15 protein-coding genes are annotated in these 16052 nt (G+C 73.0%); 4 read left to right on the top strand and 11 right to left on the bottom strand.

The window, feature by feature from the left end; all coding sequences use genetic code 11:
* Position 1: 1 nt before the first annotated feature.
* From BJ984_RS10450 to BJ984_RS10440, 3 genes are read right to left on the bottom strand one after another with little or no spacing between them, the layout of a single operon-like run.
* Positions 2-751, bottom strand: coding sequence for an SDR family oxidoreductase (locus tag BJ984_RS10450; RefSeq protein WP_179547955.1), 750 nt, complete (start codon positions 749-751; stop codon positions 2-4).
* Complete coding sequence (locus tag BJ984_RS10445; RefSeq protein ID WP_179547954.1) at positions 748-1584, bottom strand: class II aldolase/adducin family protein; 837 nt, start codon at positions 1582-1584, stop codon at positions 748-750. The genes BJ984_RS10450 and BJ984_RS10445 overlap by 4 nt, the downstream gene beginning before the upstream one ends.
* Positions 1581-3083: a rhamnulokinase gene (locus BJ984_RS10440; RefSeq protein WP_179547953.1), complete on the bottom strand. Its 1503-nt coding sequence runs from the start codon at positions 3081-3083 to the stop codon at positions 1581-1583. The genes BJ984_RS10445 and BJ984_RS10440 overlap by 4 nt, the downstream gene beginning before the upstream one ends.
* Positions 3084-3191: 108 nt before the next feature.
* On the opposite strand from BJ984_RS10440, the gene BJ984_RS10435 reads away from it, so the two are divergent.
* Complete coding sequence (locus tag BJ984_RS10435; RefSeq protein ID WP_179547952.1) at positions 3192-3953, top strand: DeoR/GlpR family DNA-binding transcription regulator; 762 nt, start codon at positions 3192-3194, stop codon at positions 3951-3953.
* A gap of 156 nt (positions 3954-4109) precedes the next feature.
* Here BJ984_RS10435 and BJ984_RS10430 read toward each other — a convergent pair whose 3' ends face one another.
* The 3 genes from BJ984_RS10430 to BJ984_RS10420 are packed head-to-tail and all read right to left on the bottom strand — an operon-like array spanning position 4110 to position 7500.
* A complete protein-coding gene (locus BJ984_RS10430; protein WP_179547951.1) occupies positions 4110-5096 on the bottom strand; it encodes a 1-phosphofructokinase family hexose kinase in 987 nt (328 codons plus the stop codon).
* A complete protein-coding gene (locus tag BJ984_RS10425) occupies positions 5093-5857 on the bottom strand; it encodes a DeoR family transcriptional regulator (RefSeq protein ID WP_179547950.1) in 765 nt (254 codons plus the stop codon). Before BJ984_RS10425 ends, BJ984_RS10430 begins: the two co-directional genes overlap by 4 nt.
* A complete protein-coding gene (locus BJ984_RS10420; RefSeq protein ID WP_179547949.1) occupies positions 5854-7500 on the bottom strand; it encodes an FGGY-family carbohydrate kinase in 1647 nt (548 codons plus the stop codon). Before BJ984_RS10420 ends, BJ984_RS10425 begins: the two co-directional genes overlap by 4 nt.
* 193 nt (positions 7501-7693) lie before the next feature.
* On the opposite strand from BJ984_RS10420, the gene BJ984_RS10415 reads away from it, so the two are divergent.
* Together BJ984_RS10415 and BJ984_RS10410 are read left to right on the top strand one after the other, a co-directional pair.
* On the top strand, positions 7694-8497 hold the full coding sequence (locus tag BJ984_RS10415) for a DeoR/GlpR family DNA-binding transcription regulator (protein ID WP_179547948.1): 804 nt from the start codon (positions 7694-7696) through the stop codon (positions 8495-8497).
* A 35-nt stretch (positions 8498-8532) separates the two neighbouring features.
* Positions 8533-9351, top strand: coding sequence for a class II fructose-bisphosphate aldolase (locus BJ984_RS10410; protein WP_179547947.1), 819 nt, complete (start codon positions 8533-8535; stop codon positions 9349-9351).
* A gap of 131 nt (positions 9352-9482) precedes the next feature.
* Here BJ984_RS10410 and BJ984_RS10405 read toward each other — a convergent pair whose 3' ends face one another.
* The 5 genes from BJ984_RS10405 to BJ984_RS10385 form a co-directional block, all read right to left on the bottom strand.
* Positions 9483-10478, bottom strand: a complete 996-nt coding sequence (locus BJ984_RS10405; protein WP_179547946.1) for an ABC transporter substrate-binding protein — start codon at positions 10476-10478, stop codon at positions 9483-9485.
* 61 nt (positions 10479-10539) lie between these two features.
* Positions 10540-11661: an ABC transporter permease gene (locus BJ984_RS10400; RefSeq protein ID WP_218870035.1), complete on the bottom strand. Its 1122-nt coding sequence runs from the start codon at positions 11659-11661 to the stop codon at positions 10540-10542.
* A complete protein-coding gene (locus BJ984_RS10395; RefSeq protein ID WP_173180497.1) occupies positions 11658-12419 on the bottom strand; it encodes an ATP-binding cassette domain-containing protein in 762 nt (253 codons plus the stop codon). Before BJ984_RS10395 ends, BJ984_RS10400 begins: the two co-directional genes overlap by 4 nt.
* Before the next feature lie 103 nt (positions 12420-12522).
* A complete protein-coding gene (locus tag BJ984_RS10390; protein WP_179547945.1) occupies positions 12523-13575 on the bottom strand; it encodes a class I mannose-6-phosphate isomerase in 1053 nt (350 codons plus the stop codon).
* Positions 13572-14714 carry a LacI family DNA-binding transcriptional regulator gene (locus BJ984_RS10385; protein WP_179547944.1) on the bottom strand — a complete coding sequence of 381 codons (1143 nt, stop codon included), beginning with the start codon at positions 14712-14714 and terminating at the stop codon, positions 13572-13574. The genes BJ984_RS10390 and BJ984_RS10385 overlap by 4 nt, the downstream gene beginning before the upstream one ends.
* A gap of 85 nt (positions 14715-14799) precedes the next feature.
* Here BJ984_RS10385 and BJ984_RS10380 point away from each other — a divergent pair, with 85 nt between their 5' ends.
* Positions 14800-16044: an HAD-IA family hydrolase gene (locus tag BJ984_RS10380; RefSeq protein ID WP_179547943.1), complete on the top strand. Its 1245-nt coding sequence runs from the start codon at positions 14800-14802 to the stop codon at positions 16042-16044.
* Positions 16045-16052 lie beyond the last annotated feature (8 nt).

Genomic DNA, 16052 nt, shown 5'->3' with positions numbered 1-16052 from the left:
ATCAGATCTCCTGATCGGTGGGAAGAATGACGAGGTCGCGAACGGTCACGTGCCGGGGTCGGGTGAGCATGTACAGCACGGCGTCGGCGACGTCCTCCGAGCGGATGCCCGTGCGGTCGCCCACCGCCTGATCCACCCCGTCGGCGCCCTCCGCGTAGCCCCACAGCTCGTTCAGCACCACGCCGGGGGCCACTGCTCCGGCGCGCACGCCGGTTCCGACGAGCTGGCGGCGCAGGGTGTGCACGAACGACTGCATCGCGTGCTTCGTGGCGGAGTAGACGGGCTCCCAGTGGATGTCCTGGTGCCCCGACACCGAGCTCGTCACCAGCACGTCTCCCGTGCCGGCCGCGATCAGGTGCGGCAGGGCGGCCCGCACGGTCGCCATGGCGCCGAACACGTTGACCGACACGAGCTGTTCGATCAGCGCCGGATCGGTGTCGACGAAGTCGCCCCCGGTGTACAGCCCGGCGTTGGCGAGCACGTCGTCGAGCCTCCCGAACTCGGCGAGGGCCACGGTCACGGCCTGCTCCGAGACCGACGGATGCGCGACGTCCCCCGCGATGATGCGAACCTCCCCCGGCAGAGCGTCCGCGACCTCGCGGAGCCGCCCCTCGTCGCGCCCCACGAGCACGAGCCGCGCGCCCTCGGCGGAGAGCAGCTGCGCGTACGCCCGCCCGATGCCCGAGCTGCCGCCGGTGATCAGGGCGACGCGGCCGTCCATCCGGCCGGTGGCGGGAGGGGTGTCCGTCATGAGCGGTCTCCATTCGTCGAGGGTGAAGTAGACGCAGCGGTGCCGGCCGCGAGGGCCGCCCGTCGCAGGAGTTCGTCGGGGCGGGTGTCGATGCGCGCCACGTGCTCGACCGAGAGGAAGACCGGCCCGCCGGCCGCCAGCGACCCGAGGATGACCTGCGCCACCTTCACCGCCATCTCCGTGATGCGCAGCACCTCGGCCGGGCTCGCCCCGAGGGCGAACATCCCGTGGTTGCCGAGGTAGATCACCTTCGGCACGGAGCCGGTCGCGGCCAGACGCTCGCCGAGCATCCGCCGCACCACCCGCGCGAGCGGCAACCCCGGGTCGACGTACGGCACCAGCAGCGGATCGGTTCCGAGCACCACGATCTGGTCGGGGAACAGCGCCCCCTCCACCAGCAGCGACGCCCGCGGCGAGCAGAGCAGCGCGTTCACGGGTACCGGATGCGTGTGCCCCACCGCCTCGACCCCCGGCAGCGCGAGGCAGACCGCGTGCAGCAGCGCCTCGACCGAGGGCCGCCGCCCGCCCTGCTCGGCCGCGGCCTCGAAGAGCGCCCGCACCGCTTCGTCGTCGTCCTCCGAGGGTCCGGCTGAGGGGTCGACATCGGCGGACTCGTCCACCAGTGCCAGCACCTCCGGCAGGCCCACGGCGACGAAGTCGCCCGGGACGGCGATCGCCATCGACGCGCCCGAAGCCTTCACGAGCATCCGCCCGTCGCCGAGCGCGACCGAGGTGTTGCCCTCGGCGAGCACCGCCCACGCTCGGTCAGGACGGCCGAGCTCGCGCGAGAGCTCGACCAGGGCGGCACGGGCCGCCGCGTCGTCGTGGGTCATCGGGCCGCCGCCTCTCCGGCTTCGTAGTGCGCGATCGCGCCGCCGGCCGATCCGCCGGCCGCGTAGACGTCGGACAGGCTCGCGAACTCCCCCGCCGCCACCAGCTGCACCGCGAGGTTGCCGAACGCCGAGGCCTCGGCCGGGCCTGCGACGACGGGCAGCCCCGTCAGCGCGGCGGTACGGCGGCAGAGCAGCTCGTTGCGCGATCCGCCGCCGACGATGCGAACCGAGCGGATGCGCGTTCCGGCGACCCGCTCGAACACCTCCACCGACTCGGCGTACGCCGTCGCGAGGCTCTCGACGATGCTCCGCACGGTGCCGAGCACGCCCTCCGGCGGCGACTGCCCACGCTCCACGCAGAGCGCGGCGATGCGCTCCGGCATCCCGCCCGGGGCGAGCAGCCTAGGATCACCGACATCGAACACCGGGGGGCGCCCGCCGGCGGCATCGTCGGGCGCCAGCGAGGCTTCGCGCACGAGCTCGACCGGGTCGAGCATCCGCCCGCCCTCGCTCGACCACTGACGCGCGCACTCGGTCAGCAGCCAGAGCCCGGCGAGGTTGCGCAGCAGCAGCGTCGAGTCTCCCACCCCGCGCTCGTTCGTCAGCCCGGCGGCCAGCGCCTCGGCCGTGAGCACGGGCTCGGCGACGCTGATGCCCGCGAGCGACCAGCTCCCGCTCGAGACGATCAGCTGCCCGTCGCCGGGCGCGGCGAAGGCCATCGCGGAGGCGGTGTCGTGCTCGGCCACCCGGTAGACCGGCACCGGCCCCGCCGCACGGAGACGACGGGTGATGTGCGGCAGGGTGACACCGGCCGGAGTGCCCGGGGCGACGATCGCCGGGAAGTCGATCCGGTCGAGCCCCCAGGCCTCGATCAGCGGGCGCGACCACTCGCCGCTCCGCACGTCGAGCAGCTGGGTCGTCGAGGCGATGGTGAGCTCGGCGCCGACGGTGCCACTCAGCAGCCGTACCAGCAGGTCGGGCACGAGCAGCAGCGATCCGACCGGTTCGGTGGCGGCATGCAGCCGCACCGAGGTGTTGATCGACTGGGGCGGTATGCCGGTCGCGGCATACGCCCGCTCGGTCCCGACGACGGCGGCCGCCTCCCCGACCCACGAAGGCTCGGCCCCGCGATGGTGGTCGACCCGCGCAACCGCCGGGAGACCGTCACCCGACGGCACGAGCGCGTAGTCGACGCCCCAGGAGTCGATCCCGATGCCGTTGAGGGTAGCGCCCTCGGCCTCCGCCGCGCGCACGGCCGCGGCCAGCCCCTCGAGGGTTTCGCCGGACAGCCGCTCGACATCCCACTCCAGGGTCGCGCCGGCCGCGAGCGAGGCGGGCCGGGGGCCGTTCGCGAAGCGGTGCACCTCGGTCATCCGGATGCGCGGCGAGCCCTCCGAGCGATCGACGAGCCCCAGCATCACCCGCCCGCTCGACGCGCCGAGGTCGACCGCCGCGTAGGCAGGCGCCCCGGAGGCAGCCGGGCGGTCGGTGGTGGGCATGTCACGTCCTCGTGATTGATGTTATTTCGTGTGAAATGTATCATTGAGGAACAGCATCCGGCAAGACGCATCGGCCGGATCGCGACCGGGCGGACGAGCGGAGAACGCATGGCACTGAAGGGCACGCTCGACGGCGAGACCCGGCGCGCCGCCCTGCTCGAGCTCGCCGAGGAGCGCGGCGGCCTGCCGCTGGCCGAGGCGGCCGAGCTGTGGGACGTGCATCCGATGACCATCCGCCGCGACTTCGAGCTGCTCGAGAGCGCGGGGCGGGTGCGGCGGGTGCGGGGCGGGGTGGTTCCGGTGCAGGCGGATCCGTTCGCCGCGCGGCAGGCGCAGAACGTTCGGGCGAAGGAGCGGATTTCGGCGAAGATCCTGCCGTTGCTGCCCGCGAGCGCCGCCGTGGGGCTCGACTCCTCCACCACGGCGTTCGTGGTCGCCGAGGCGCTGCCGGCCGAGCATCCGCTCACCGTCGTGACGAACGGACTCGCCGCCTTCGAGGTGCTCACGCGCAAGCCCGGCGTGCGCGCCTACCTCACCGGCGGCGAGCGCGAGGAGCAGAACCTCAGCCTCGTCGGCGCGCTCACCGAGTCGGCGTTCTCGGCGTTCCACTTCGACGTCGCCGTGGTCTCGGCGCTCGGGCTGCACGCCGGCAGCGGCACGAGCGAGAGCACGCTCGCGCAGGCCGCGGTGAAGGATGCGCTCGCCCGCGCCTCGGCCACGGTCGTGCTGGCGCTCGACGCCTCGAAGCTCGAGTCCCGGGCGCGGGTGCGCTCGCTCGCGCTCGACCGCGTCGACGTGCTGGTCACCGAGCTCGATCCGACGGATGCGCGGCTCGACCCGTACCGCGCGCACCTCCCCCGCATCCTCTGACCCCCACGCCCGCGCCGCCTCGCCGGGCGCCGCCCGCGCCCACCCGGAGTGGACAACCGCACGAATCCCGCCCACCGACGCCGTGGAGCGCGCGGTGCCCGGGATTCGTGGCGTCGTCCGCCGCCCTCGCGCCCGAGAGCGAGGCGGGCCCGGGCGCTACGGCGTGGCGGGCTCGGAGAGCGGTGTCGCCGGGTCGGGGTCGTGCACGAGGGTGGCGCGCGGCGCCGCCTCCACCGAGGAGAGCAGCGTCGTGGCCTGCGTCACCGCGAGCGCTCCCCAGGAAGCCGCGAGATACACGCCCGACGCCGCGTCGAGCGTGCCACCCGGCCCCGCCGACCCCACGAGGAAGCCGGCGAGCGACGCGTCGCCCGCGCCCGCCGTGTTGACGACCCGGGCCCGCGCCCGGGCGAGCTGCACGCCCGACGCCGAGACGGCGAGCGCCCCGTCGGCCCCCATGCTCACGTAGACGACGTCGCAGCCGGCCTCGTGCAGCGTGCGGGCCGCCGCGACCACGTCGCCCACGGTTCGCAGCGCCGATCCGGTCAGCTCGGCGAGCTCGTGCGTGTTGGGCTTGATCAGCGTCACGGCCGAGAGATCGGCGACGACCGCCGACAGCGCGGGCCCGGCCGTGTCGACGGCCACCCGCACGCCCGTGTCCGCCGCGCGTCGCACCAGGTCGAGGAACGGCACCATCTGCGCGGTGCCGGCCAGCAACGGGATCGACCCCGACACGACGAGCCACCCCGCGTCGAGCCGCCGCAGCTCGGACTCGGCCCGATCGGCGATCGCCGCCCACAGCTCGGCCGAGACCGGTGGCGCGCCCTCGTTGATCTTCGTCGTCGTGCCGGAGGCGTCGAGCAGGGTCGTGTTGATGCGTGTGCGCCCCTCGTCGGGCACCCCGGCGAGCAGCCCCGCGAACCCGGCGTCGCGGGCGAGCTCGGTCCCCTGAGCGCTCAGCGCGAGCACCGCCGAGACCTGCAGTTCCGAGAGGGCGACGGCGCGGGCGACGTTCACCCCCTTGCCGCTCAGTTCGGTGTGCACGGCCTCGGCGCGGTTGACCTCCCCGAGGTCGAGCCGCCCCACCCGGTACGTCAGGTCGATGGCGGGCGCCGGCGTGACGGTGACGATCGCGTCGCCGCTCATGCGGCCACCTCCGTCACGGGCGTCCCCTGCTCGGCGAGCAGCCGGAGTACGGCGGTGTCGAGAACCCCCGGCACCACCACCGCGTGCGCGACCCGATCGAGACCGACCGAGACGACCAGCCCGTCATCCGAGCGGGCCGCCATCACCATCACGACGGTGCCGGCAACCGAGGCGATGGCCGCGGTCACGGCGGCGCGATCGGGGTCGGCGGCGAGCAGTTCCACCCCACCCAGCCCGAGCGGCTCGAGAACGGCGACGTCGACGTGCACCGACCGGGCGAGCTCGCGCGTCCAGTGCCCCGATGCCGTCGCCGCTGCACCGACGGCACCACCCAGCAGATGTGTCTCGGTGGGTTCGGGAACGAGCGCGGCGGCGAGTGCCACGGCGACCGACGCGGTGACGATCCGCACCCCGCTCGTCACGTCGAGCATCCCGGCGAGCGCCTCGCCCACCGGGCCCGCGTCGAGGTAGAGAGACGACCCGATCGGCACGAGTTCTCGGACGGACTCCGCGATGGCACGAGGAGCCCCGTCGGGTTCGGGATGCTCGACCCCGGCCTCCACCGGGATGGCTCCGCCGTGCGCGCGGCGCAGCAGCCCCTCGGTCTCGAGAGCCCGGAGGTCACGTCGCACCGTCTCCTCGGCCACCCCCAGCGCCGTCGCGAGCTCCCCCACGTCGACCCGCCCCGCCGAGGCGAGCGCCGTCACGATCCGACCCCGCCGCTCGGCGACCGCGGATCCGCTCAGCACGACCCCGCTCATGCTCCGGCCCCCTCGCCGCGCACGGCCGCGGGCCGCCCGTCGACCTCGACCACCGGCGGCGCGCCCGCGGCCCCGCCGCCCGCAGCCCCCGCACCGCCCGCGGCCACCGCAGCGCCGGGCGACCCCGCCCGAGCCGCCCACCACGGCCCGAGCGCCGCCACCGCCTCGTCGAACGCCGAGATCACCCCCGCCCAGTACCCCGCCGACGCCGCCGTCGGCAGCACCGGCGCGGCCCGCGTCACCAGCTCCTGCGCCTCCTCCACCGACGCGAACACCCCCACCGACGCCCCGGCCACCGCCGCCGCCCCGAACGCCCCGGCCTCCTCGTTCTGCACCACCGTCACCGGCGAGCGCAGGGCGTTGGCCACGAGCTGCACGTAGAGCGGCGCCCGCGCGATCCCGCCGCCGAGCACCACCGGCTCGTCCCAGTCGAACTTCTCCCCCAGCGCCCGGGTGTGCCACACGTGCATCAGCGCGATGCCCTCGAGCGTGCCGCGCAGCACGTGCGCCGGCGTGTGCCAGCCCCGCACCCCGGCGAGCGCCGCCGAGGCCGACGCCCCGAGCGGCGAGTCGAACAGGAACGGCAGCACCAGCGGCACCGCCTCCTCCGGGTCGAGCGCCGCCGCCTCGGCGAACAGCCGGTCTCGCGCCTGGTCGCCACCGGGCGCCGCGAGGTCGATGCCGAGAAGCCGCAGCACCCAGTTCAGCGCGGGCGACGCCGTCGCCGAGGTCGACATCGCGATCCGCAGCTCCGGCCGGATCGACAGCCGCGACTGCCACCGCACGTCCACGTCGGGCCGGGTCGTCGTGACCCCGTTCGTGCTGAACGACCCCGCCACGAGCGCGAGCCGCCCGGGCACGAGCGCGCCCATGCCGATCGACGCGGCCTGCACGTCGTGCATCCCCGCGATCACGGGCGTGCCGACGGCGAGCCCCGTCAGAGCTGCGGCCGCGGGCAGAACAGCTCCCACGACGTCCCCGCTCGCGTGGAGCGGAGGCAGCAGCCGCATCAACGACTCCGGCAGACCATAAGCCGAGAGGATCGACGGGCTCCACGCCGCCGTCGACGTGTCGAGGAACGACGCCGTCGCATCCGAGTAGTCCGTCGCCACGACCCCGGTCAGCCGCAGCCGGATCACGTCCTTGCAGAACAGCATGGCCGCCGCCGCCTCGACCCGCGCCGGGTCGTGCACGAGCAGCCAGCGCAGCAGGTTGCCCGCGGCCCCCGGCGTCGGCTCCTGCCCCGAGCGCTCGAGCACCACGCGCATCCGCGAGGGGTCGGCCGCGAGCGAGGCCGCCTCGAGGTGCGCCCGCGAATCCATCGCGGTGATCGCCGGCCCCACGGGCGAGCCCGACGCATCGACGAGATGCAGCCCGTCGCCGTGCCCGGTGATGCCGACCGCCACGATCTGCTCCGGGTCGACCCCCGACGACTCCACGGCCTCCCGGATAGCCTCCGCCGCCGCCTGCCACAGCGCCTCCTGCGGCCGCTCGGCGAATCGCGGCGTCGACCGATCGACCGGGCTCGAGCGCCGCCCGATCCCCACGGGCCGCAGCCGCTCGTCGTGCACCACGGCCTTCACCGCGGTCTGGCCGGCGTCGACCCCCAGCAGATAGCGGGGGCCCTCGGGTCGTGCAGCCATCTCGATCCTCTCCGATCGACGTGCGAGATCTCGACGCACGAGAACTCGTCGTGCGAGAACGCGGGGCCGTCGATGAAGAGCGGATGCTCGCGCCCGACTTCGCCCGTTTCGAGAAGCATATCAACCCATTCGGTCACCTCGCCGGACGAATTCGGGTAGAGTCGCGCTGTCACGACCCGGATCGGCGGAGCAGATGTACCCAGCGGAGCGGCACACCGCCATCCTCGCCGCTGCCCGAACCCATCCGCAGGGCGTGCAGGTGCAGCAGCTCAGCGCCGAGCTCGGCGTGACCCCCGAGACCGTGCGCCGCGACCTGGCCGCCCTCGAGCGCCGCGGCCTCGTGCGCCGCCGCCACGGCGGGGCCGTGCTCGCGCCGACCGCCCCCTTCGAGCCGACCCTCTCCCAGCGCACCCGCGAGGACGCCGCCGAGCGCCGCGCCGTCGCCCTCGCCGTCGTCCGCGAGCTGCCCGACGAGGGCGTCCTGCTGCTCGACAGCGGCTCGATGACGCTCGAGATCGCGTCGGTGCTGCCCGCGCGTTCGGCGCTCGTGGTCGTGACGAACAGCCTCCCGGTCGCCGCGCTGCTGGGCGGGCATCCGTCGATCACCGTGCTCGCCCTGCCCGGCGAGGTGCGCCCCGTCACCCAGGCGGTCGTCGGCGCCTGGACCGAGGCGCGCCTCGACGAGCTGCATGCCGACGTCGCCGTGCTCGGCGCCAACGGCGTGCTGCCGGGCCGCGGAGCCTTCACGACCCTGCCCGAGGAGGCCGCGGTGAAAGAGCGGATGCTCGCCGCCGCCGACCGCCGCATCCTCGCCGTGACGGCGCCGAAGTTCGGCACCGCCTCCCTCTGCCGCTTCGCGACCCTCGACCGCTTCGACCGGATCGTCTCCGACGACCGTCTCGACCCGCGCACCGCCGAGCGCCTCCGCGCCGACGGCACCGACCTCGTGCTCGCCCACCCGCGCCCCCGACCCGGCCACCCTGACCCGACACCCTGACCCGACCCCCGACAGCCACCCCCGAGAGGAACCCCATGACCCTCGTCACCACCGGCGACATCCTGGCCCGCGAGCGCGCGGTGCTCGCGTTCAACGTGATCCAGCTCGAGCACGCCGAGGCGATCGTGCGCGGTGCCGAGGCCGCGAACCGCCCCGTCATCCTGCAGATCAGCGAGAACGCCGCCCGCTACCACGGCGGCCTCGCCCCCGTCACGCTCGCGACGCTCGAGCTCGCCCGCACCGCCGGCATCGACGCCGCCGTGCACCTGGACCACGCCGAGAACGAGGCCCTCGTGCTCGAGGCCGTCGAGCTGGGCGCCACCTCGGTGATGTTCGACGCCGCGACCCTGCCCGACGACGAGAACGTCGCCCGCACCGCCGCGATCGCCCGTGCCGCGCACGAGCGGGGTGTCTGGGTGGAGGCCGAGCTCGGCGCCATCGGCGGCAAGGGCGGGGCCCACACGCCCGGCGTCCGCACCGACCCGGCCGAGGCGGCCTCGTTCGTGGCCGCGACCGGCGTGGACGGTCTCGCCGTCGCGGTCGGCTCCTCGCACGCCATGACCTCGCGGAGCGCCTCGCTCGACTTCGGCCTGATCGCCGAGCTCGCCGCCGCCGTGCCGGTGCCGCTCGTGCTGCACGGTTCGAGCGGGGTGGCCGACGCCGACCTCGTGCGCGCCGTCGAGAGCGGGATGCGCAAGATCAACATCTCCACGCACGTCAACGGGATCTTCAGCCGCCGGCTCCGCGAGGTGCTCGCCGCCGACGAGGCGCTGGTGGATCCGCGGAAGTACCTCGGCCCGGCTCGGGACGCGGTGGCCGCCGAGGTCGAGCGCCTGCTGGAGCTCGTGGCCTGACCGGCCGGGACGGGCATCCGCTCGCAGGACGACGCGGATACCCGGGAGCAGCACAGACAGCACCAGACAGACAGCAAGAAGCGGCGCCGGGGATGACCCCCGACGCCGCTTCTCAATTCAGCAGGTGCTGACTAGCAGCTGGACTTGTAGACCGCGTCCGCGCCTTCACCCTCGATGTTGTCCTTGGTGAGGATGGTGAAGCCGGTCTGGATCTCGGCCTCGGTGTCGTCGCCGTCGAGAGCCGCGATGGCCTGCTCGACGCCGTCCTGGCCGATGGTGGCCGGCTCCTGGGCGACGAGCGCCTGAACCGTGCCGGCCTTCAGCTGCTCGACCTGGGCGGGGCCCGCGTCGAAGCCGACGATGGTCACCGAGTCCTGCTTGCCGGCCTGCTGCACGCCGGTGGCGGTGCCCTCGGCGGCGAACAGGTTGGCGGCGAAGATGCCCACGATGTCGGGGTCCTTCTGCAGCGCCGCGGTCACGATCTCGGCCGCGGTGGCCGGCTCGTTGTGGCTGTACTGCACGCCCAGGTAATCGAAGCCGTCAGCGCCCTCGGCGGCCTTCTGGAAGCCCTCGACGCGAGCGTCGGTGGTCGAGATGCCGGGGTCGACCGAGACGACGAGCACCTTGCCGCCGTCGGGGTGGGCGTCCTGGATGGCCTTGAAGGCTGCCTCGCCGCCACCGACGTTGTCGGAGGCGATGGCCGAGACCGCGAAGGACGGGTCCTCGACCGTGGTGTCGACGAGGACGACCTTGATGCCGGCGTCGGCGGCGGCCTTGAGGGGCGCCTCCATCGCGGTGACGTCGGTCGGAGCGATCAGCAGGGCGTCGGGCTTGGAGGCCACGATCGAGTCGACCAGCGGCTTCTGCAGCGTCGGGTCGAACTTCTCGGGGCCCTGGGTGGTGACGGTCGCGCCGGCCTTCTCGGCCGCGGCCTCGATGCCGCACTGCATGGAGATGTAGAACTCGTCTCCGGCGACACCCTGCACGAATGCGATCTTGTAGCCGTCGCTGCCGGCCGCGCCGGTGCTGGAGCCGCCGCCCGAGTCTCCGCCCGAGCATCCGGCGAGAGCCAGACCGGCGGTCGCGCCGATGGCGACGACTCCCAGGATCTTCTTGTTCCACTTCATCGTGTTACCTGTCCTTCTTCTAGTGATGCGTCTGGTGATGCGATTACGGGATTGGTGCTGTTCACTTGCTGTTCCGTCTGGCGAAGTGGCGCCAGAGGCTTGTGGAGGCCCCTCGGGCCGCGGAGGCCCGTCGGACCTGGTCGACGTACACCGCCGCGATCAGCACGGCGCCGACGGCGACCTGCTGCCAGAACGGCTGCACGCCGGTGATGACGAAGCCGTTCTGCAGCACGGCCGGGATGAAGAGACCGACGACGGTGCCGAAGATCGTGCCGTAGCCGCCGAACAGCGAGGTTCCGCCGATGACGACCGCCGCGATGACGTTCAGGTTGGTCTGCGACTGGCCGGCGATGGCCGTGGTGCTGAACTGCGACAGCGACAGGATGCCCGCGAGTCCGGCGAGTGCGCCGGACAGCGCGTAGACCTTGATCAGGTGCCGGTCGACCTTCACGCCGACGCGGCGTGCCGCTTCCTCACTCGAGCCCACCGCGTAGGTGTAGAGGCCGAACTTGGTCTTGTGCAGCACGATCGCGCCGATGATGACGATCACGAGGGCGATCACCGAGATGATCGGGATGCCGCCGAGGATGTTGCCGTAGCCGATCGAGGTGGTCAGCACGGAGGGCACCTGACGGATGTCGACACCGCCCGTGATGATCTGCGAGAGGCCGAGCGCCATGCCGAGCGAACCCAGCGTCACGATCAGCGGCGGCACCTTCGCCTTGGAGATCAGCACGCCGTTGAAGATGCCCCAGGCCAGGCCCGAGAGGATCGACACGATGATGCCGACGGTGGCCGTGCCCCAGTCGTCCCCGCCGATGGCCCGCATCACGATCGCCGAGACGACGCCCGAGAACACGAGCACCGAGCCGATCGAGAGGTCGATGCCCGAGGTGATGATGATGAACGTCATGCCGACGCCGAGCACGGCGAGGATCGAGGCGTTCTGCACCACGAGCCGCAGGTTCGACAGCTGCGCGAAGGTGTCGGGGGCGAGCGCGCTGAAGATCGCGACGATCACGATCAGCACGATCAGGATCTGGAAGGCCTGAGCCTTCAGCAGCTTGGTGAACCCGTTCTCCTTGGCCTGGGCCATGTTGATCGAGGTCGTCTCGGGGCCGGCCGCATCCGTCTGGCCGAACTCGGCCTTCTTCAGGTCTGCGTCTCTCACGTCGTCGCTCATGCCACACCCCTCGTGCTCGCGCCGGTCATCAGGCCGACGAGTTCTTCCATGTTCGTGCTCTTGGTGTCGATCGCCGCGGCGCGGTGACCCAGACGCAGCACCTGGATGCGGTCGGAGACCTCCATCACGTGCGGCATCGAGTGGCTGATGAACACGACGGCGATGCCCTTGTCGCGCACCCGCCGGATGGTCTCCAGCACGTTCTTGGTCTGCCGCACGCCGAGCGCCGCGGTGGGCTCGTCGAGGAAGACGACCTTGTTGGCCCAGTGCACGGCGCGGGCGATCGCGATCGCCTGCCGCTGACCACCGGACATCGAGCCGACGGGCGAGGTGAGTGAGCGCACCGTGGCGCCCAGCTCGTCGAACGCGCGGCGCGACTGGGTGCGCATCTCGGCGACGTTCATGAAGCCGAACGCCCCGCCGATGCCCTTCTTCATGACCTCGCGGCCGAGGTACATGTTCTGCACCGGGTCGAGGTGGGGGGCGAGCGCCAGGTCCTGGTGCACGGTCTCGATGCCGAGCGCGCTGGCCTGCATCGGGTTGGTGAGCTGGAGGGGGTTGCCCTCGAACTTGATGACTCCGGTGTCGACGGCGAGGTTGCCCGAGAGGGCCTTCACGAGCGTCGACTTGCCGGCGCCGTTGTCGCCGATCAGGGCGGTCACTTCTCCGGGGTAGACCTCGAAGTCCACGTCGTCGAGCGCACGGACGTGTCCGAACGCGCGGGAGAGGCCGCGGGCCTCCAATACGGGGGTGGTCATGTCAGTTCACTCCTTTCCGGCCGGTCGGGGCCTGCGGGTGGTTCTGGGCTGCGGGTGGTTCTGGGCTGCGGGATTGTTCCGGGGTGGTCATGGGATGCTCCTGTCATACGATTCCTCCCGCGGCCAGCGAGTGCGGCCAGCCGACGCCCGGGGTCGCGACGAGCACGCTGCCCGTGCCCCGCACCTCCCAGGGGCCGAAGCCGGACGGCACCGCGAAGACCTGGCCGGCGCGGTAGTCGGCGCGCTCGTCGCGGCCGACGAACTCGCCGGCCCCCTCGAGCACGAGGGCGACGGCGAAGCCGGGGTCGAGGGCGACGGCTCCGCCGGTGGTCGGGGCCGCGTGCAGCACACGGAAGTAGGGGTCGGCGGCCGGGGCCAGCACGCTCGCGGCGGTGGCGCTCCGCGCCGTGAGGTCGGCGCGGCTGATCAGGCCCTGCAGCGCATCCGGCCCGAGCGCGTCGACCGAGACGGCCGGCATCACCGTGTCGAAGCCGAGGCCGAGGTGCGACTCGTCGCGGGTCGAGGTCGTGACCGACCACTCCAGCACGATCGAGAAGTCGGTGGGCTCCTGCACCTCGGCGAGGAAGATGCCCTCGTCGATGGCGTGCACGGTGCCGGCCGGCACGACGACTCCCATGCCACGCGAGACCTCGATGCGGTTCATCCGCGAGAGCATCCACTCGGAGTCCTGGGCGTCGCGGCGGCGGTCGAGCTCGTCGCTGTCGACGGGCTCGCTCCAGCCGAGGTGCACGGCGGCGCCGGGCTCCGCGTCGAGGACGAACCAGGCCTCGGTCTTGCCGTAGGGGCAGTCGAGGTGGCTGGTGGCGAAGGCGCGTGAGGGGTGCACGTGCACGGGGAGGCGCTGGCGGGCATCCAGCAGCTTGACCAGGATGCCCGTGTCGCTGCTCGACGCCGCGTCGGCGTGGTCGGGGCCCACCCAGGCCGCCGGATCGGCGCCGACGAGGTCGCGCAGCAGCTCGCCGTCGACGGTGCGGGCGAGGCCGATGTCACCGTGGTCGGCGCGGGAGACGGTGGCGCCGAGCCACTCCTCGGGCTGGAACTCGGACGTCTGCTCGATGCCGCGGAGCGCCGCGATGCGGTCGCCGCCGCGGTAGAAGTGGTCGATCAGGTTGGGGGCGAGGGCGGCCGGCTTCATGCGACGTCTCCTTCGGCGAATCGGGCGGATGCGGTGGGACGGACGGACGCGGCGGCCACGGGGCCCTCGATCTCGCCCGAGCCGCGCTGCAGCAGGGCGGTCGGCACGATCCACTCGCGGGGATCGCCGGAGGGCTGCTCGCGGAGGGCCAGCAGGCGCTCGATGGCGGCGTTGCCGATCAGGAACGGGTCCTGGTCGATGCAGCTGACGCCCGGCCGCAGCACGTCGGCGAACGAGAAGTCGCCGAACGCGATCATCGCCGTGTCCTGCCGGTGGATGCGGTGCAGCGCGGTGGTGAGGCCGATGGCCGCCTTGGCGTTCGAGGCGAAGAAGGCCGTCGCCGGGTTCGGCAGGCCGAGCAGCCGTTCGGCCTCGCTCAGGTAGTCGAGGCTGCCGTCGACCGTGGACGAGACGAGCTCGGGGTCGAATTCGATGCCGGCGCCCCGCAGCACGTCGAGGTAGCCGCTCATCCGACGGTGGATGGTCGAGAAGCGCTCGTCGCGGTCGAAGAAGGCGATGCGCTCGTGACCGAGGTCGACGAACTGCTGCACGGCGAGCGCCGCGGCCCCGCGGTCGTCGACGACGACGCTGTCGATGCCCACCCGCGAGCGGTCGACCGCGACCACCGGCGTGGTGGTGCGGTACGGCTCGAGGTACGGATGCTCGGACGCGACCGGCGCGAAGATGACGCCCGCGACCTGATGCCCCGCCACGAGGCTGAGCAGCTGCTCGCGCTCCCGGTCGCGGTCGAGGCTCGACGAGGCGACGAGGACGCTCAGGCCCTCGTTCAGCGCGCGGGTCTCGATGGCGCTGACGAGCGCGGCGAAGAAGGGGTCGGCGAGCGAGTCGATGACGACGCCGATGGCGCCGCCGGTGCCCGACTTGAGCGAGCGGGCGGCGGTGTTGGGTACGTAGCCCAGCTGCTGGATGGCGTGCAGCACGCGCGCCCTCGTCTCGGGGTGCACGGCCTCCTCGGCGTTCACCACACGGGAGACGGTCTTGATGCTGACGCCGGCGCTCGCGGCGACGTCCTTGATGCCGGGGCGGCGGTTCATGAGCGGCCCCCGCCGGTCGGGGTGGTGCGCGAGTTCGGGGTCGTACCGGGCATCCTCGCCCACCTCCTTTGACAGCGTTGTCATCTGCGGAGTGACCCGAATTCCCGGACTCCGTCGTTCTCGTTCCGCCTATACTGACTCGCAGCGACAACGTTGTCAAGCGGTCGCGATGTCTCAATTCGATAACCTCGGGAGCAGCATGATCATCGTCGTCGCCGGAGCCGCGGGAAGCGGCAAGAGCACCCTCGGTCTGGAGCTCGCGCGGTCCCTCGGCGCCGCCCTGCTCGACCTCGACTCGCTCACGAACCCGGTGCTCGAGGGTCTCGGCCAGGAGCTGTCCGCGGGCGCCCACTGGAACGACCCCGCCCTGCGCCCGGTCGTCCGCCCCGCTCGCTACGCGGCCCTCCGCGCCGCCCTCGCCGACCAGGTGCGCGCCGGGGTCGACGCCGTGCTGATCGCCCCGTTCACGGCCGAGCTGGCGGGCGGCCCCGAGTGGCAGCAGCTGGTCGAGGCGGCCGACGGCCCGCCCGAGGTGGTCTGGCTTCGCGCGTCTCCCGCCCTGCTCGCCGAGCGCCGCGGCCTCCGCGCGGCGGCCCGCGACGTGCACGTGGTCGACCCGCCCGCCGGCGCCGAGCCGCGGGTGCCGCACCTCGTGGTCGACGCCTCCCTCTCCACCGCCCAGCAGCTCGCCTCCGTGCGCCGGCGTCTCGGCGGCGGACGCCCGCTGCCCGCGGACTCCCAGGTCTTCTCGCGCACCTTCGCCGCCGGACTGTTCGACCTCGACGGCACCCTGATCGACTCGACCCCCTCGGTCGTGCGCTCCTGGCAGCAGCTCGCCCGCGAGTACGGCCTCGAGGTCGACCTGCTCGCCGAGGGCCACGGCCGCCCCGCTGCCCAGGTCATCGACACCTTCTTCTCGGGCGAGCAGGCCGCCGAGGCGCTCGCCAGGGTGACCGAGATCGAGGTGAACGACCTCGACGACGTGATCGCCCTCGACGGGGCGGCCGCACTTCTCGGCTCCCTGCCCGACGACTCCCGCGCCATCGTCACGAGCGGAACCCGCATCATCGCCACCAGCCGCCTGCGCGCCGCCGGGCTGACCCCGCCGGCCGTGCTGGTGACGTTCGACGACGTCGTGAACGGCAAGCCGCATCCGGAGCCCTTCCTCACGGCGGCCACGCGCCTCGGCGTCGACCCGGCCTCGTGCGTGGTCTTCGAGGACGCCCCGGCGGGCCTGGCCGCGGCGAAGGCGGCCGGATGCACGACCGTCGCGATCGCGGGCACCCACGAGTCGCACGAGCTCGACGCCGACCTCGTCGTCGACGGACTGTTCCAGCTGCGGGTGGTGCTGCTGCCCGGCGGCGGCTTCCGACTCGAGCCGGTGGCCGGCCAACCGGACTCCCCCGCCGCCTGAGTAGCGAT

Source organism: Herbiconiux flava, assembly GCF_013409865.1.
In the GTDB taxonomy this organism is placed as follows: Bacteria; Actinomycetota; Actinomycetes; order Actinomycetales; family Microbacteriaceae; genus Herbiconiux; species Herbiconiux flava.
Note: the sequence above shows the minus strand (reverse complement) of the source record. Positions and strands in the feature narration are given on the sequence as shown.

Coding starts and splice junctions, on each gene's coding strand:
- BJ984_RS10450 (WP_179547955.1), bottom strand. CDS start 751: ATGACGGACACCCCTCCCGCCACCGGCCGGATGGACGGCCGCGTCGCC.
- BJ984_RS10445 (WP_179547954.1), bottom strand. CDS start 1,584: ATGACCCACGACGACGCGGCGGCCCGTGCCGCCCTGGTCGAGCTCTCG.
- BJ984_RS10400 (WP_218870035.1), bottom strand. CDS start 11,661: ATGAGCGACGACGTGAGAGACGCAGACCTGAAGAAGGCCGAGTTCGGC.
- BJ984_RS10430 (WP_179547951.1), bottom strand. CDS start 5,096: ATGAGCGGCGACGCGATCGTCACCGTCACGCCGGCGCCCGCCATCGAC.
- BJ984_RS10405 (WP_179547946.1), bottom strand. CDS start 10,478: ATGAAGTGGAACAAGAAGATCCTGGGAGTCGTCGCCATCGGCGCGACC.
- BJ984_RS10410 (WP_179547947.1), top strand. CDS start 8,533: ATGACCCTCGTCACCACCGGCGACATCCTGGCCCGCGAGCGCGCGGTG.
- BJ984_RS10440 (WP_179547953.1), bottom strand. CDS start 3,083: ATGCCCACCACCGACCGCCCGGCTGCCTCCGGGGCGCCTGCCTACGCG.
- BJ984_RS10415 (WP_179547948.1), top strand. CDS start 7,694: ATGTACCCAGCGGAGCGGCACACCGCCATCCTCGCCGCTGCCCGAACC.
- BJ984_RS10395 (WP_173180497.1), bottom strand. CDS start 12,419: ATGACCACCCCCGTATTGGAGGCCCGCGGCCTCTCCCGCGCGTTCGGA.
- BJ984_RS10425 (WP_179547950.1), bottom strand. CDS start 5,857: ATGAGCGGGGTCGTGCTGAGCGGATCCGCGGTCGCCGAGCGGCGGGGT.
- BJ984_RS10420 (WP_179547949.1), bottom strand. CDS start 7,500: ATGGCTGCACGACCCGAGGGCCCCCGCTATCTGCTGGGGGTCGACGCC.
- BJ984_RS10435 (WP_179547952.1), top strand. CDS start 3,192: ATGGCACTGAAGGGCACGCTCGACGGCGAGACCCGGCGCGCCGCCCTG.
- BJ984_RS10385 (WP_179547944.1), bottom strand. CDS start 14,714: ATGACAACGCTGTCAAAGGAGGTGGGCGAGGATGCCCGGTACGACCCC.
- BJ984_RS10390 (WP_179547945.1), bottom strand. CDS start 13,575: ATGAAGCCGGCCGCCCTCGCCCCCAACCTGATCGACCACTTCTACCGC.
- BJ984_RS10380 (WP_179547943.1), top strand. CDS start 14,800: ATGTCTCAATTCGATAACCTCGGGAGCAGCATGATCATCGTCGTCGCC.